The sequence below is a fragment of the Adlercreutzia sp. St.1H8 genome, from assembly GCF_059728655.1.
This window is the reverse complement of sequence record NZ_AP039376.1, coordinates 198,523-213,801: the sequence shown is the minus strand read 5'-3', so window position 1 is coordinate 213,801 and position 15,279 is coordinate 198,523. Positions and strand designations below refer to the sequence as shown.

The window sequence follows — 15,279 nt, the reverse complement described above, 5'->3', positions numbered from 1 at the left end:
CAATCAGCGCCCCCCCCCCCGTCAGCCTGCGCGTCGTCACCCGCGGTCGTGGCGCACGGGGCGCCCGGATCGATCTCAGCCATGTCGCGCGATGCAGTCAACGTGTCTCGTCCCCCTCTGTCGAAGCAAGCCCATTTCCCATGCGGAGAATTCTAAGCCACCCTCCTCACCCAGCGGCGGAAATGTCGCGCGACACCCCGTCCTCCTCCACAGCAGGTACACCCGCCGGCGCCTCGACGCCCGGCCCCGCCGCGCCCGCGCCCGACAGCGCCCCGGCACCCGGCCCCGCCGCGCCCGCGCCCGCCGGCACGTCCACCGCGCCCGCGCCCGCCGCACCCGCCGCGGCCCGCGCGTCATAGGCGCGGCGGCACGCGGCGAACTCCTCCTGCGCGGCGGCCAGGCGCTGCTCGTAGGCCACGTAGTCGTCCGACACCGGCTTGCGGCTCGCCACCAGGCTGCCCACCACGATGATGGCCACCGACGACACGACGCCCGGCCAGAACGGCTGCACGCCCAGCGGGCTGCCCAGCACGTACCACGCGGTGGACAGAGTGCCGCCCACCAGCAGGCCGACGAAGCCCGCAGCGTTGGAGGTGCGCTTCCAGTAGATGCCGAACAGCAGCAGGACCACCGCGATGGCCTTGATCTGCGAGGCGCTCATGAGCGAGTTGAGCAGCGACACGTTGGTCCCGCTAGCCAGCACGGCCAGCACGAGCGTCACCACGATGACCACGCGCGACATGCGCAGCGCCGAGCGGTCGGACACCTCGTGCCCTGCACGCGCGCTCAGCGGAACGTAGAGCTCCTGCACCACCAGCTTGGAGGTGGCCAGCAGAAACCACGGGCCCGTGGAGAAGATGGCCGCGAACACGGCCATGACGGCGATGCCGGCCAGCTCGGGGGAGATGGAGCTCGTCATCGCGAACAGCGCGTTGTCGTTGCGGATGCCCTCGAGCGACACGGCGGCGCACAGCCCGATGATGGCCGGCGCGAACGCGAAGACCGCGCTGGCGACGGCCACGATGACGTGGCTGCGCTCGGCGGTCTTGATGTCCTTGGCGCAGTAGCCGATGTTGATGGAGGTCACCGATATGGAGAACCCGAGCGCGCCGCCCACGAACTGCGCGAGCACCGTCGGCAACCCGACGGAGAAGAGGTCGAGGTGCGAGGGGGGCAGCTTCTCGACGAGCGCCTGGGGGCCGCCCACGTGGTTCAGGCACACGATGGCGGCGAACGTCAGGCCGAACAGCAGGACGAACGCGTGCACCTTGTTCATCTCCGCGATGCCCGTGATCCCCAGAAGCGCCATGGCCAGAAACAGGAAGAGCACCGCCACCGTCGCAACCGACTCAGCGATGCCGAGCATGCTGGCCAGGTACATGCTGGCCGCCGTGATCTGCGCCGAGAACACGATGAAGAGAGGAATGAGCGTGAAGACGAGCACGAGGTAGCGGATCTTCTGGCTGAAGCGGATCCCGAACGCCTCGGGCCCGGTGATGGCGCCCGTGCGGCGAATCTCGAAGAAGAACCGGCAGAAGCACACGCTGAACAGGATGCACCCGAAGCTCGAGCTCCAGATGCCCCAGAGCGCAGCCAGCCCGGTGCTGTAGCCGGTGCCCGCCGTCCCCGTCGTGGTGGACGCGGCGATGAGGTCCGCGAAGAGCATGGTGGTCACCGCGAACAGCGGCATCTTCCCGTTCGCCACGAAGAAGTTCCGCACCGTCTTGTCCTTGCCGGCCCGGCGCTTCATCACCAAGCCGACGATCAGGGTCACGGCCAGGTAGCCGACGACCATAGCGAAGGTAATCATCTCGATGCCTTTCAGGTATCGATCGGGGCCCGCGAGACCTGCCCGCGGACCCCGCCCAAGGACGCGTCGCGCTATCGGGCGACGCGTCCCCACGGAAGAGAGGCCCTGCTACTTGGTGGGCTCGATGTCCTTCCACTCGTACTTGCCGACGAAGGTGGAGGCCACGAACGCCAGGATGGCGATCAGCACCACGACGACCATGCCGATGATGAGCGTGGGCATGTAGGAGCCCAGGTAGTCGTAGCACCAGCCCATGAGGGAGGTCGAGATGCCGCCGATGATGGAGGAGCCGGTGGCGATGTAGCCCCAGATCTTGGAGTAGTCGGCGTTGCCGAAGATCTTGCGGATGGCCATCGGCCAGCCGACGCGGGAGGGCGCGTTGCTGAAGCCGAGGCAGAAGCCGCCCGCCACCAGGACGGCGGAGGTGGTGCCGAAGAAGTACCACATGACGAACGCGAGCAGCCACACCACCTGGAAGGCGATGAAGGTGACGTTGAGGTTGAACTTGTCGATCATCGCGCCCATGCTCAGCTTGGAGAGCAGGTTGCCGAGCGCAGCCGCAGATACCATGGTCGCGCCGATGACGGCGGCGTTGGCCTCCTCGGGCGTGCCCGTCAGCAGCTCCTTGGCGATGCCGGACTGGCTGTTGTTCCAGCCCATGCCCAGGGCGGTGAGCATGACGCCGGCGATGATGATCCAGAACGCCGGGGTCTTGAGGGCGTCGGCCGCCTTCACGCCGAAGTTCTGCTTGGACTCGGTCGCGTCCTTCTCGTTCGGATCGTAGCCGAACGGCTGCAGGCCCTTGTCAGACGGCTTGCGCTTGATGACGAAGAGCGTCCAGGGAAGGATGAGCACGGCCATGAGGATGGCGTTGATGAGGTAGGAGGTCTGCCAGCCGTTCTCCGCGATGATCCAGCGGAACAGCGGAGCCCAGAAGATGGTGGACACGCCGGCGAAGGCGGACGCGATGCCGATCATCTTACCCCGGTACTTCTTGGCGAACCAGTTGCCGCAGAGCACCGGCGTCGCCATGGTGAAGCAGGCCGCGATGCCCACGCCGCCGATGAAGCCGGCCACGTAGAACATGATGAGGTCGGTGGCGAACGAGCACAGCAGCGGGCAGGCGATCATGCACAGCGCGCCGAGCGAGAGCGCCAGGTTGATGTTGATCTTCTCATTGTTGAAGATGTTGCCCCACAGCGGCATCGTGAGCACGATCGAGATAGCCTGGGTGGTCAGCATGAACGTGAAGTCGCCGCGCTTGCAGCCCAGGGCCTCGGTCACCGGCAGAACGTAGACGCTGATGATGGAGTTGATGAGCGCCATCGAGCCCGCGAACATGAAGCAGCAGGCCACGAGAATGAACCACGCGTAGTGAATCCCCTTCTTTTCGGATTCAGCACCCATTTCATCCCCCTTTCGTTTTGAGATGACGATGTTCGCGCGCAGGCGCGCGCCGTGCCGGGCCAGCGGCAGCCGACGCGACGCGCGCCCGTGCCCCTAGTCCTCCTGCAGAGGAACGATCAGCACCTGGCGGCTCTTGCGCTCGAGCTCGGCGGAGAGTTCCTCCACGGTGCCGTACTTCATGCAGCCGGTGTAGCAGCTGTGCACGCAGGCGGGGAGCTTGCCCTTGGCCGTGCGGTCGGCGCACAGGTCGCACATGTCGGTGGGCACCGGCATGTAGGTCAGCTGCCAGCGATCCCCCTCGATCTGCCACGGGCCGACCTCGAACACCTTGATGCCGTTGGCGGTTCCCTCGGGGAAACCATGCTCCATCTTGCACTCGACCTCGCAGGTGTGGCAGTTGGAGCAGAACTCATAATCAATGAGCAGTGCTTGCTTTGACATTTGCATCCTCCTCGTCGCACTTGTAGATCTTGCAGAGAAGGGCCTTGACGTCGGCGCCGAAGCCGGTCGGGCCCTGCTGGCCGAGCTCGCTCAGGACGTTGGGGTTCACGTCCCAGCAGCCGTACATCGGATCCTCATGCGGATCGGTCTCGGGGAACCACCAGCCCGAGTTGACGTTGGCCATGCCGTACTTGACGATGGGCGTGCACTTGGCGCGGTGCTTGATGCGGCCGATCTTGTCCTCGACCCACAGCCAGTCGCCGTCCTCGAAGCCCTGCTCCTTGGCCCACACGTCGTTGATCTCCACCAGCGGATCGGGCTGGATCTCGCGCAGCTTCTTCACATCGCGATGCTCGCTGTGGAAGAACTGGATGTTGCGGGAGCCCGTCATGGTGATCACGGGGTACTCCTTGTAGAGCTCCGGCGTGGTGTAGGGGCCGTAATAGGGCTCGTCATAGTAGGGAAGCACGTTCTCGCCGATGCTCTCCGCGAACGGGGAGTACAGCTCGATGCGGCCGGTGGAGGTGTTGAAGCCGGGCTGCCCGTCGGCGCGCAGCAGGCCCTTCTCGTAGCGGCGGTACTCCTGGCCGGGCCACGCCCAGTTCATGTTGCGAATGTCCTGCCACGACCAGCCGGAGTCCTTCACCAGGAAGTCGTAGATCTCCTCGACGGTGTCCCAGGGGAACATCTCGGGGTTGAAGCGCTTGCCGAGCAGCAGCGTGATCTCGGCGTCGGACTTGGGCTCGCCCTGGATGTCCAGGCCGGCGATGGGCGACATCGCGCAGGCACCGGTGCGCTTGGCGATCATGCCCGTCTTCTCCACGCACATGGCCACGGGCAGCGCCACGTCGGCCAGCGTCTGGATGGTGGGGGTGATGCGCCAGTCGCAGACGCAGATGAACTTCAGCTTCTGCAGAACGGGGTAGACGCGGTTCAGGTCGGCGTTGCTCATGCAGCACAGCGGGTTGGTGCCCATCATGATGGCGCCGGTGAAGCCGTAGGGCTCCTCGGTCTCGGCCTGGACGACGGCCAGGTCGGGCTGGTCGAGCACCATGCCCATGCGGATGAAGGGGTACTCGTCGTAGCCGACGACCATCTTCTGCACGTCCTCCGGGAGCTCCTTGAAGCCCCAGCTGAAGTAGTGGAAGTCATAGGGCTCGGGGGTGAAGATCTGTCCGCCCGGCTGGTCGATGTCGCCGCAGATGGCGAGCATGGCGATGATGGAGCGCACCGCGCCGATGCCGTTGCGCTGCATGTCGACGGCCAGGCCCAGCTGCACGGCGGTGTGGTTGCCGGCGGCGATCATGCGGGCGGCCTTGCGGATCTTCTCCGGATCGACCCAGGCGCGCTCGCACAGCTCGTCGAAGTCGTACTCGCGGGAACGCTCCACCAGAGCCTCGAAGCCGTAGGTCCAGCGGTCGACGAAGTCGTGGTCGTAGAGGTCCTCCTCGATGACCACCTTGAGCATGGCCATGGCCACGGCGGAGTCAACGGCAGGGCGGGGCTGGATCCACAGGTCGGCGCGGGCGGCCATCCAGGTCAGACGCGGGTCGACCACGATCATCTTGGCGCCGCGCTTGACCACCTCCACCACCCACTGGCCGAAGAAGCCGTCGGAGTTGGAGGCCACGCAGTTGTTGCCCCACACCACGATGACCTCCGGGTCCTTGTACTCGGGGTTGTCGTAGCGGTCTTCATGGCACTCGGAGCAGTCGGGCATCATGTAGCCGCCGGTGCTCACGTTGTAGGACATGAGGCGCGGCATCCAGCAGGCCAGGCCCGAGGAGTAGCTCTCGACGTGCGGGGTGCCCATCGAGTAGGCCAGGCGCTGCGACTGCCAGAGGATGTCGCGGCCCGTGCCGCAGAACGTCTGGAGCGTGTGCTTGCCGTACTTCTCGCCCAGCTCGGTCATGGTGTTGTAGACGAGGTCGAGCGCCTCATCCCAGGAGATGCGCTCCCACGCGTCCGGGTCGCCGCGGCGCTCCGGGTCGCGCTTCATGGGGTAGAGCAGACGCTCCTCGCTGTTCACCACGTCGGGAAGCGCGGCGCAGCGCGGGCAGATATGGCCCTGGTTGTAGGGATGCTCAGGGTCGCCCTCGACCTTCTCGAGCTTGCCGGTCTCCTTGTTCACGTAGCAGATGATGCCGCAGCCGGAATGGCAGCCCGGCGCGGACCATGCCGTCGTGCGGGTGACGACGTAGCCGTCTTCTTCCCACGTGGTTGGCAAGTCTTTGTGCATACCTCTCTCCTTTCCTCTCCTCTTTCCGTTTTCCTGCCAGAACGCGAAGGAGCGGCGGCGTGGGGGATGCCCGGAGGCAGCGCCGGGGCGCTCGCTTCGCGCTGCCGACAACGTACGGCGAACGAGGCGGTTTTCCATCAGGAGAAAGCGACCATTTACTACGCAGAGGATGATAGTTTCGCCTAGGCTCCCCACCTAGACAAAACGGTTAGGATGCGCCCAGAGCCCCTGGTCAAGCGCTACCACCTCGCCCTGACACCGGGGCCGTCCTTCGTTTTCGGCACCCCGATTGCAAATTCGATCGGTTTTGCACTCTACGACTGCCCTCCTGAGGCCCGAAACAGGCTCCCGAGGCGCTTTTCGGGCCAATCGGGGCCTCCTGGCGCGGAAAACACCCGGCCGGTGAGTGCAAAACCGACCGAATTTGCAATTCGCGCCGCAACTCCCAAGGTGAGGACCGACGGCCACGGGGCCGGTTACGGCATTTTGTTCGTTGCGTAAAGAAGCACCGCCTTGCTAAGCGTTTGTGGCAAGATGGAGACTTACTATGTTCAGGCGAGTAGAGGAGTACCCATGGGCTTCTTTTCAAAGGTCGAGGGCAAGATGGAGGACACCGTGGAGGGCGCTGCCGATCGCATGGCGGGCACCCCCCTCTCCCCCGTCCAGATAGCCAAGAAGGCCGAGAAGCAGATGCGCCGCGAGAAGATGGTCGGCGCGGGCAAGCAGTACGCCCCCACCCTCTACACCGTGCTGGTCAATGCCGACGACGACGAGCGCCTCTTCGGCTACTACCCCACCCTCGCGGGCGAGACCGAGACCTACCTGGCCGCCAAGGCCAGCGAGCACGGCCTCATCATGGACGGCCAGCCCCTCGTGCGCTTCATCGTCGACGAGGAGCTGAAGCACGGCAAGTTCGAGGTCATCGCCGAGATGGTGGCCGCGCCGCTCGTGGCCCAGCTGCGCCAGGAGGAGATGGAGCGCTACGGACTGGCCGTCGGCGCAGGCGGCCGCGGCGTGGGCTACCGCCCCTCCGGCGCCGCGCCCGCCCCGACGCCCGCCCCCGACCCCTACGGCTTCGACGAGCGCGACGCCTACGCCGGCGATGCCACGTACGGCCAGGCCCAGGGCGAGGACGGCTTCTACGACAACCCGGCCGACGGCTACGGCGAGGCGCCCCAGACCATGGTCTTCGACCCCGCCGGCGGCTCAGCCGGCCAGCCCCAGCAGCAGGCCTACCTCTACGACATCACCAACGATCGGGCCTTCCCGCTCGACGGGCGCGTCATGATCATCGGCCGCGAGTCGCGCAACGACATCGTCATCCCCGACATCAACGTCTCGCGCCAGCACGCCGAGATCCGCCGCGAGGCCACCGGCGCGTGGGTCATCTCTGACCTCGGCTCCACCAATGGCACCTTCGTCAACGGGCGCCAGATAAAATCAACCCCCCTCCAGGACGCTGACCGCCTGACCCTGGGCACCACGAGCGTCGAGTTCCAGCTGATCTAGGCGCCTGGAGGAAGCCGGAAGCACCGCGAAAAGGAAAATCCCGTGATCGACGTCGTTCTGCTCATAGCGCGCCTGCTCTTCGTCGCGCTGCTCTACCTCTTCTTGTTCGCCATCATGCGCACGGGCATCGGCCTGGTGCGCGGCCAGCGCAAGAAGGAGCACACCTGGAACCTCTCCGTCGAGAAGGGGCCCAAGGAGCTGCGCGGCGTGTCCATCGCCGTGCGCGGCCCTGTCATCGTGGGACGCTCGCCAGGGGCTGACATCGTGATAGGCGCCGGGTTCGTGTCCGGCCGCCACGCGCGCTTCCAGCTGATGGGGCAGAACCTCTTCGTCGAGGATCTCGGCTCCACCAACGGCACCTACGTCAACGGGCGCCTCGTCGCCGAGCCCGCGGCCCTGCGCAACAAAGACGTGGTGACCATCGGCGATGTGGCCATCCGCGTGAGGTACCTGTAATGGCGGCCCGCAGCTTCAAGAAGGCGAGCTCCACCTTCGGCAGCCGCACCGACGTCGGCTGCGTGCGCGAGCACAACGAGGACTCGCTCGTCGTGGCGCCGCCGCTGTACGTGGTGTGCGACGGCATGGGCGGCCATGCCGCCGGCGAGGTGGCTTCTGAGATAGCGGTGGACGTCATCGCCGAGCGCGCCCCGCGCCACCCCGACGCCGAGGCCCTGGGCCGCGCCGTGGAGGAAGCCAACCTGGCCATCGTCCGCGCCGCCCGCGAGGGCGTGGGGCGCGAGGGCATGGGAACCACCTGCACCGCAGCCATGCTCGAGAACGAGCGCCTGGTCATCGCCCAGGTGGGCGACTCGCGCGCCTACCTGCTGCACAAGGGCCGCCTCCAGCAGCTCACCCGCGACCACTCCCTCATGACCGACCTCATCGAGGCCGGCAAGATCACCCCGGAGGAGGCGCGCGTCCACCCCCAGCGCTCGGTCATCACCCGCGCCCTGGGCAGCGACCCACGCACCACCCCCGACCTCTTCGAGATCAACGTGGAGACGGGCGACCGCCTGCTCCTGTGCTCCGACGGCCTGTCGGGCATGGTGGAGGACGATGAGATCGAGTCCCTCATGGCCCGCACGCCCGACCCGCAGCGCTGCGCCGCGCTGCTCGTGAACGAGGCCATCGCCCACGGCGGCTACGACAACGTCACCGTGGTGGTGGCCGACGTCACCGGCTTCGCCGAGGCGCGGCGGCGCAAGGTGGCCCGCAAGACCAAGGTGACCGCCGCCCTGCTGGTGCTGCTGCTGGCCGCCATCGTGGCCGGCGCCGTGGGCATCTTCAACTTTCTCACCTCCAACTCGGCCTACTTGACTGACGTCGACGGCAAGGTGGCCGTCTACCGGGGGCTTCAGGGCGACGTGTTCGGCCTGTCCACCTCCAAGCTGGTGGAGGTCACCGACGTGTCCGTGGACGACCTACAGCCGGGCCTGGCCAACCGCCTGCGCACCGACGGCATCAAAGCCGACAGCGTAGAGGGCGCCCAGGAGCTCGTGCAGGACTACCGCCAGGAGATCGAGGAGCGCAACCGCCCCTCCGGCGAGGTCGCGGAACCCGGCACCGGCGCCGCTGACGCCACGACGAACCCTGCGGACGCGAACGGCACCGGCACCCCGGCCGACGCCGACCCGACGGCTGACCAGGCCGCCACGCCGCCCGCCGGCGAGGGAGCGTAGGCCATGACTCGCCGCAACCTCGAGCTGCTGCTCCTCTGCATCGCCGCGCCCATCGTCATCGTGCTGTTCGGCATGATGGTGGTCAACGGCGGCCAAGAGCTCACCTTCAACACCCTGGGCGTGCCCCTCGGCATCTTCGTGGCCTTCGTCATCGCGCACCTGGCCGTGCGGCGGTTCGCGCCCGGAGCCGATCCGGCCATCCTGCCCATCTCCTTCGCGCTGTCGGGCATCGGCATCGCGTTCGTCACCCGCATCGTGCCCGACCTGGCCGTGCGCCAGCTCATGTGGCTCTACGCGGGCATCGCGCTCATGGTGCTCGTGCTGGCGTTCATCCGCAACCTCGACAAGGTGGCCAACTACAAGTACACCCTCATGGCGGTGGGCATCCTGCTGCTGCTCTCGCCGCTGCTGCCGGGCATCGGCTCGGAGTCGGGCGGCGGCCAGCTGTGGCTGAAGGTGGGAAGCTTCAGCTTCCAGCCCGGCGAGCTGGCGAAGATCCTCATCGTGGTGTTCCTGGCCGGCTACCTGGCCGCCAACCGCGAGATGCTCTCGGTGTTCACCTGGGACGTGGGGCCCTTCCGCCTGCCGTCGCTGTCCACCCTGCTGCCGCTCATCGTCATGTGGGCGCTCGCGTTTCTCGTGGTGGTGCTCGAGAAAGATCTCGGCCTGGCGCTCGTGCTGTTCGCCGTGTTCGTGGTCATGCTCTACGTGGCCACGGGCAAGAAGTTCTACCTGGTGGTTTCGCTGGGCATGGCGGCCGTGGCGGCCGTGGCGCTCTACTTCATGATGGGGCATGTCCAGACGCGCGTGAGCATCTGGCTCGACCCCTTCGCCGACGCCCAGAACAAGGGCCTGCAGCTGGTGCAGTCCCTCTACTCCATGGCCGACGGCGACCTGTTCGGCACCGGCATCGGCCGCGGCATGGGCGCGAGCGTGATTCCCGTGGCCGAGAGCGACTTCATCTTCCCCGTCATCGCCGAGGAGGTGGGGCTGCTCGGCGCGGCCGGCGTGCTGCTGCTCTACCTGTGCTTCGCCATCCGCGGCATGGTGACGGCAGCGCGGGCCAAGTCCGACGTGAGCTCCTTCATCGCGGTGGGCCTCACCTCCATCATCGTGCTCCAGGCCTTCATCATCGTGGGCGGCGTCACGCGGGTCATCCCGCTGACGGGCATCACGCTCCCCTTCATCAGCCAGGGCGGCAGCTCGCTCATCGCCAGCTTCGCCATCGTGGGCTGCCTTCTGCGCTGCGGCGACGAGGGCACCGGCGTGGGCGAGGAGGTCAAGCAGGCCACCACCGCGCTCTCCGCCAACAGCGTGCTGGGCCGCGTGGCCCTGGGCAAGCGGCTGACGGGCACCATGATCATCTTTTCGGCGCTGTTCGCCGTGCTGGTAGCCAACCTCACCTACATCATGGTCATCCAGGCAGACTACTACCAGAACCTGCCCGGCAACGGCCACACCATGGCTCGCGAGGCCAAGACCGAGCGCGGCACCATATCCACCTACGACGGCGTGGTGCTCGCCCAGAGCATCCAGGGCGAGAACGGCTCCTATGAGCGCGTCTACCCCGCTGGCGAGCTGGCGGCGCACATCGTGGGCTACGCGTCGGAGAAGTACGGGACGAGCGGCATCGAGGCTGCCTGCAACACCGCCCTCAAGGGCCAGGAGAGCTTTGCCACCTGGGCCGATGCGCTCAACTCGCTGGCCGGCGTCAACGCGCCCGGCAACGATGTGACGCTCACCGTCAACTCGAAGATCCAGCAGGCGGCGCAGGACGCGCTCGTCGGCGAGGTGGGCGCGTGCGTGGCCATCGACCCGGAGACCGGCGCCGTGCTGGCCCTCGCCTCCTCCCCCACCTACGACGCCGCCGACGTGGAGGCCATCATCGCCGGCGCGGCCGCGGGCGGCTCGGCGGGATCGACCGACTCATCGGTGCTCTACAACCGCGCCACCCAGGCGCTCTACGCACCGGGTTCCACGTTCAAGATGGTCACCCTGGCCACCGCGCTCGAGACCGGCGTGGCCACCGAGGACACGATGCTCGACGCCCCCGGCACAATGGACATCGGCAACGCGCCGGTGACCAACGCGAAGGACGTGGACTACGGGCGCGTGACCCTGGCGCGCGCCACCGAGGTATCCGCCAACACGGCGTTCGGCCAGATCGGCGTGGAGATAGGCCCCGAGCGCCTGGTATCGAGCGCCGAGAAGTTCGAGTTCAACCAGGACGTGCCGTTCGACCTGCCGCTCAGCAAGTCGCTCATGCCCAAGCCCTCGGAGATGACCGAGTGGGAGACGGCATGGGCCGCCTGCGGCGAGCCCGTCGGCGAGCACGAGAGTCCGGCCGGCCCCCAGGCCACCGTGCTCGAGATGGCGCTGGCCGGCTGCGCCATCGCCAACGAGGGCACCATCATGCAGCCCTACCTGGTGGACGGCATCTACAACGCCAGCGGCAAGCGCAGCTTCACGGCCCAGCCGTCCAAGCTGGCGCAGGCCATCAGCAAGGCCACGGCCGACCGCACGCTCGCGGTGCTGCGCGGCGTGGTGACGGACGGCACCGGCACGGCCGCTCGCATCAGCGGCGTGGACGTGGCTGGCAAGACGGGCACCGCCGAGCGCGGCGACGGCACCTCCAACAGCTGGTTCGTCGGCATGGCGCCGGCAGACAACCCGCGCGTGGTGGTGGCCATCGTCATCGAGAAGGGCGACTCGGGCGAGGGCGCGGCCAAGGCCCAGGGCGTCCTCAAGACGGCCCTCCAGGTGCAGGGCCTGGCCTGATGCAGCATCAAAGGCGGATAGGAGCCATGGCGAAGTTACGACTTTTCCAAAAAAGGGCGGAAGGGCGCAGGGCGTTTAGTACAATGAAGTATGCTTGCCTTTCCGCATAAACAGACCAAAGACGCAGCACATGTGTGAGTAAAAGGAGTTTCCAAGGTGACCGGACAGGATTCTATGACGGGACGCACCCTCAGCGGCCGCTATGAGGTGCGTGATCGCATCGGCATCGGAGGCATGGCCGAGGTCTACCAGGCGCAGGACAACGTCCTGGGCCGTGTGGTGGCCGTCAAGGTGATGCTGCCCCAGTACGCGGCCGACGCCGAGTTCACGCGCCGGTTCCGCCAGGAGGCCGCCGCAGCCGCCAACCTCCAGAGCCCCTACATCGTCAACGTCTACGACTGGGGCCAGGACGAGGGCACCTACTTCATCGTCATGGAGTTCGTTCGCGGGTCTGACCTCAAGACCGCCATCAACCAGCGCGGCGCCATCAACCAGCGCAAGGTGGCCGAGATCGGCTCCCAGGTGTGCCAGGCCCTCACCGTGGCCCACAACCAGGACATCATCCACCGCGACATCAAGCCGCAGAACATCATGGTCCAGCCCGACGGCAACGTGAAGGTGATGGACTTCGGCATCGCGCGTGCGAAGAACTCCGTGAAGCAGAAGACCTCCGCGGTGCTGGGCACGGCCCACTACATCTCGCCCGAGCAGGCGCAGGGCAAGGAGCTGACGGCCGCAAGCGACATCTACTCGCTCGGCGTGGTCATGTACGAGGCCACCACCGGAAAGCTCCCCTTCGACGGCCCCGACGCCGTGAGCGTGGCGATGATGCAGGTGCAGGACGAGCCGCTGCCGCCCAGCGCCATCAACCCCAACATCGACCCCGCGCTTGAGGACATCATCCTCTGCGCCATGGCCAAGTCCCCGGCCGACCGCTTCGCCACGGCCAACGACATGCGCCTGGCCCTCAACGACTACCTGGCCGGCCGCCCCGTCAACCTGGGCGGCGCGTCCGACTTCACGAGCGCCAGCACCCGCGTCATCGGCACGGTGCCGCCCGCGGTGCCGCCGATGCCGCCGATGGACGCCACCCAGGCCATGCCCGGCGTGGGCGGCGTGGCGCCCGTGACCAACCCCGGCCTCTCCGGCAAGAGCTACCGCGTGGAGGAGCCGCCCAAGTCCAAGCGCAACGCGGTCATCGCCGTGGCCGTCGTGGCCGCGCTTGCCATCGTGGGATTCGTCGCGTTCGCCTTGATGGGCGGCGGCGGATCGGATGACAAGCCCGTGCCGAACGTGGTAGGCAAGACCGTGGAGGAGGCCACGACCCTGCTCGAGGCCGACGGCTTCGCGATAGGCACGGTGGACTACGCCCCCGACGACAAGGTGGCCGAGGGCGCCATCATCAAGCAGACCCCGGGCAACGGCGAGAAGAAGCCCGAGGGCACCAAGGTGAACGTCACCGTGTCCTCCGGCGTGGAGCAGGTGACCGTGCCCAACTTCTACGACATGACCGCCTCCGAGGCGCAGAAGTACGCCGACGAGTACGGCCTCAAGCTCTCGGCCGACCCGGCCGCCTACTCCGACGAGGTGGAGAAGGATCACATCGTCAGCCAGAACCCGACCTACGGCACCAAGGTGCCCAAGGGCTCCACCGTCACCTACGTGCTGTCGCTGGGCGAGGAGAACGTCAACGTCCCCGGCGTGGTGGGCAAGTCGAAGTCCGAGGCCACCAATACGCTGTCCAACGCCGGCTTCAAGGTGAAGACCGCCGAGGAGCACAGCTCGTCGGTTGCCTCCGGCAACGTCATCAGCCAGAGCGTCACCGGGCCGGCCAAGCCGGGCACCGAGGTGACCATCACCGTCAGCAAGGGGCCTGAGCCCAAGCCCGACCCGGAGCCGGAGCCAGAGCCCAAGCCCGACACCCCGGGCGGCAACCAGGGAGGCACCACGCCGAGCGACAAGCCCTCTGGCGGCGACAGCGGCGGCACCAGCACCGGTGACGGCAACAACGGCAGCCAGGGCGGAAGCTCGGGCAACCAGGGAGGCGGCTCCAACGGGGGCAGCGCCAACGGCACCACCCCCCAGACCGCAGCAGCGAACTAGCAGGAGGCCCGCGAAGAGCGGGCCTCCTTTTCTTTCAGGCCCCGCACCCCTCTCCACGCGCGCGGCGTCCGGCGATGCCCAGCCACTGCGCGCCACTGCCGGACGCCGCGCACCCGTCCCTTCCGAACAATATGCTTACATTCCTTGTCAAGTCTTTTCCTCAAGGCGAGTTGGCCTATACTAGGCCCAGGTCCTGTTCCCGTCACATTCGCGATGGACCGACGTTTTAGCACGAGGGAGCTCAAGATAGCGGGTGGAATGGAGATTCGCGTCCGTTGACACGAAAGCCAGGAAGCCAGCTGCGAGCACCCACCTTTTAGAGGTGGGTTCATCCTTCTGACGAGGGACAGGGCTTTTTCGAGAAACCCCGCGGCCGCCTGGCCCGGGGTTTCTCGCGTTATGATCGCAGGCTGTCTGCTGGCGGCGTGACAAGCGGCAGGCGCACCACGAACTCGGCACCGTGTCCTGACGCGTCGCGCACCTCCACCGAGCCGCCGTGCTGGAGCGCGGCGTGCTTCACGATGGCCAGCCCCAGCCCCGTGCCGCCCGTCTCCTTCGAGCGGCTCTTCTCCAGGCGGTAGAAGCGCTCGAACACCTTCTCGCGCTTCTCCGGGGGGATGCCCGGCCCCGTGTCGCGCACGCGGATGACGGCCTGGGCGGCCAGGGTGGCCGCAGCGGGCAGGGGCGCCGTCGCATCGTCGTCGCTGCCGGGGGCGATCGGAGCGAACTCCCGCCCCACCGTCACCGTCACGCTGCCGCCCGGCTCGTTGTAGCGGATGCCGTTCTCCACCAGGTTGTAGACCATCTGCTCAAGCAGCGTCTCGCTGCCGCGCGTCCAGCACGCCTCCCCCGCTAGCGTCACCTCCACGCCGACGTGCCTGGCGAGTGCCTGCAGGCGCCCGATGGCGCGCTCAGCCGTTCCGCGCAGCTCGACGGGCACGGCGTCCTCGGCGCCGGCACCCACCTCGTCCAGGCGCGAGAGCGTCAGCACGTCATCGATGAGGGCGCGCATAGCCTGGGACTCGCTGTGGATGACGCCGGCGAAGCGCGCCACGTCCTCGGGCGGCACCAGGCCGTTCTCCATGAGCTCGGCGTAGCCGGCTATCACCTGGAGCGGGGTCTTCATCTCGTGCGAGACGTTGGCCGAGAAATCGCGGCGCAGGCTCTCGGCGCGCGCCAGCTCGCGGTTCTGCGCGCGCAGGGTGCGCTGCTGCGAGTCGATGCGCTCCAGCAGGGGCGCCATCTCGGCATAGTGTTCGTTATGGAGCGGCTCGGCCAGGTCCATGGCGTCGAGCGGGCGCATGATGCGCCGC

The 15,279-nt window shown here is 67.3% G+C and carries 10 protein-coding genes; 5 read left to right on the top strand and 5 right to left on the bottom strand.

The annotated features are described in order from the left end of the window. Nucleotides 1-166: 166 nt before the first annotated feature. The 4 genes from AC6I0Y_RS00860 to AC6I0Y_RS00845 all read right to left on the bottom strand — a co-directional run bounded on the left by AC6I0Y_RS00860 (nt 167) and on the right by AC6I0Y_RS00845 (nt 5,897). Nucleotides 167-1,810, bottom strand: coding sequence for a sodium:solute symporter family protein (locus AC6I0Y_RS00860; protein WP_497732293.1), 1,644 nt, complete (start codon nt 1,808-1,810; stop codon nt 167-169). A gap of 108 nt (nt 1,811-1,918) precedes the next feature. Next, on the bottom strand, nt 1,919-3,217 hold the full coding sequence (locus AC6I0Y_RS00855) for an MFS transporter (protein ID WP_160708372.1): 1,299 nt from the start codon (nt 3,215-3,217) through the stop codon (nt 1,919-1,921). 93 nt (nt 3,218-3,310) lie between these two features. Beyond that, nucleotides 3,311-3,658: a 4Fe-4S dicluster domain-containing protein gene (locus AC6I0Y_RS00850; protein ID WP_160708370.1), complete on the bottom strand. Its 348-nt coding sequence runs from the start codon at nt 3,656-3,658 to the stop codon at nt 3,311-3,313. Next, complete coding sequence (locus tag AC6I0Y_RS00845; protein ID WP_160708368.1) at nt 3,633-5,897, bottom strand: molybdopterin-dependent oxidoreductase; 2,265 nt, start codon at nt 5,895-5,897, stop codon at nt 3,633-3,635. The genes AC6I0Y_RS00850 and AC6I0Y_RS00845 overlap by 26 nt, the downstream gene beginning before the upstream one ends. A gap of 573 nt (nt 5,898-6,470) precedes the next feature. Between AC6I0Y_RS00845 and AC6I0Y_RS00840 the strand changes: the two genes are divergently transcribed. From AC6I0Y_RS00840 to pknB, 5 genes are all read left to right on the top strand, one after another. Then, nucleotides 6,471-7,406, top strand: a complete 936-nt coding sequence (locus AC6I0Y_RS00840) for an FHA domain-containing protein (RefSeq protein WP_497732290.1) — start codon at nt 6,471-6,473, stop codon at nt 7,404-7,406. Between the two features lie 42 nt (nt 7,407-7,448). Next, nucleotides 7,449-7,862 (top strand): FHA domain-containing protein, encoded by a 414-nt coding sequence (locus AC6I0Y_RS00835; RefSeq protein WP_160708364.1) that lies wholly within the window; start codon nt 7,449-7,451, stop codon nt 7,860-7,862. After that, nucleotides 7,862-9,085 (top strand): Stp1/IreP family PP2C-type Ser/Thr phosphatase, encoded by a 1,224-nt coding sequence (locus AC6I0Y_RS00830; protein ID WP_497732285.1) that lies wholly within the window; start codon nt 7,862-7,864, stop codon nt 9,083-9,085. Before AC6I0Y_RS00835 ends, AC6I0Y_RS00830 begins: the two co-directional genes overlap by 1 nt. A 3-nt stretch (nt 9,086-9,088) precedes the next feature. Further along, entirely contained in the window at nt 9,089-11,863 is a 2,775-nt protein-coding gene (locus AC6I0Y_RS00825; RefSeq protein ID WP_497732282.1) for an FtsW/RodA/SpoVE family cell cycle protein, read from the top strand. Nucleotides 11,864-12,019: 156 nt separating this feature from the next. Beyond that, entirely contained in the window at nt 12,020-13,966 is a 1,947-nt protein-coding gene (pknB, locus tag AC6I0Y_RS00820) for a Stk1 family PASTA domain-containing Ser/Thr kinase (protein ID WP_497732280.1), read from the top strand. A 397-nt stretch (nt 13,967-14,363) separates the two neighbouring features. Here the strand turns inward: pknB and AC6I0Y_RS00815 are convergent, their stop codons facing one another. After that, a complete protein-coding gene (locus AC6I0Y_RS00815) occupies nt 14,364-15,209 on the bottom strand; it encodes a sensor histidine kinase (RefSeq protein ID WP_370520274.1) in 846 nt (281 codons plus the stop codon). Nucleotides 15,210-15,279 lie beyond the last annotated feature (70 nt).

Excerpts from the sequence above, each read along its gene's own strand:
- AC6I0Y_RS00850 (WP_160708370.1), bottom strand. The coding sequence starts at position 3,658 with ATGTCAAAGCAAGCACTGCTCATTGATTATGAGTTCTGCTCCAACTGC.
- AC6I0Y_RS00825 (WP_497732282.1), top strand. The coding sequence starts at position 9,089 with ATGACTCGCCGCAACCTCGAGCTGCTGCTCCTCTGCATCGCCGCGCCC.
- AC6I0Y_RS00860 (WP_497732293.1), bottom strand. The coding sequence starts at position 1,810 with ATGATTACCTTCGCTATGGTCGTCGGCTACCTGGCCGTGACCCTGATC.
- AC6I0Y_RS00840 (WP_497732290.1), top strand. The coding sequence starts at position 6,471 with ATGGGCTTCTTTTCAAAGGTCGAGGGCAAGATGGAGGACACCGTGGAG.
- AC6I0Y_RS00855 (WP_160708372.1), bottom strand. The coding sequence starts at position 3,217 with ATGGGTGCTGAATCCGAAAAGAAGGGGATTCACTACGCGTGGTTCATT.
- AC6I0Y_RS00830 (WP_497732285.1), top strand. The coding sequence starts at position 7,862 with ATGGCGGCCCGCAGCTTCAAGAAGGCGAGCTCCACCTTCGGCAGCCGC.
- AC6I0Y_RS00845 (WP_160708368.1), bottom strand. The coding sequence starts at position 5,897 with ATGCACAAAGACTTGCCAACCACGTGGGAAGAAGACGGCTACGTCGTC.
- AC6I0Y_RS00815 (WP_370520274.1), bottom strand. The coding sequence starts at position 15,209 with ATGGCGCCCCTGCTGGAGCGCATCGACTCGCAGCAGCGCACCCTGCGC.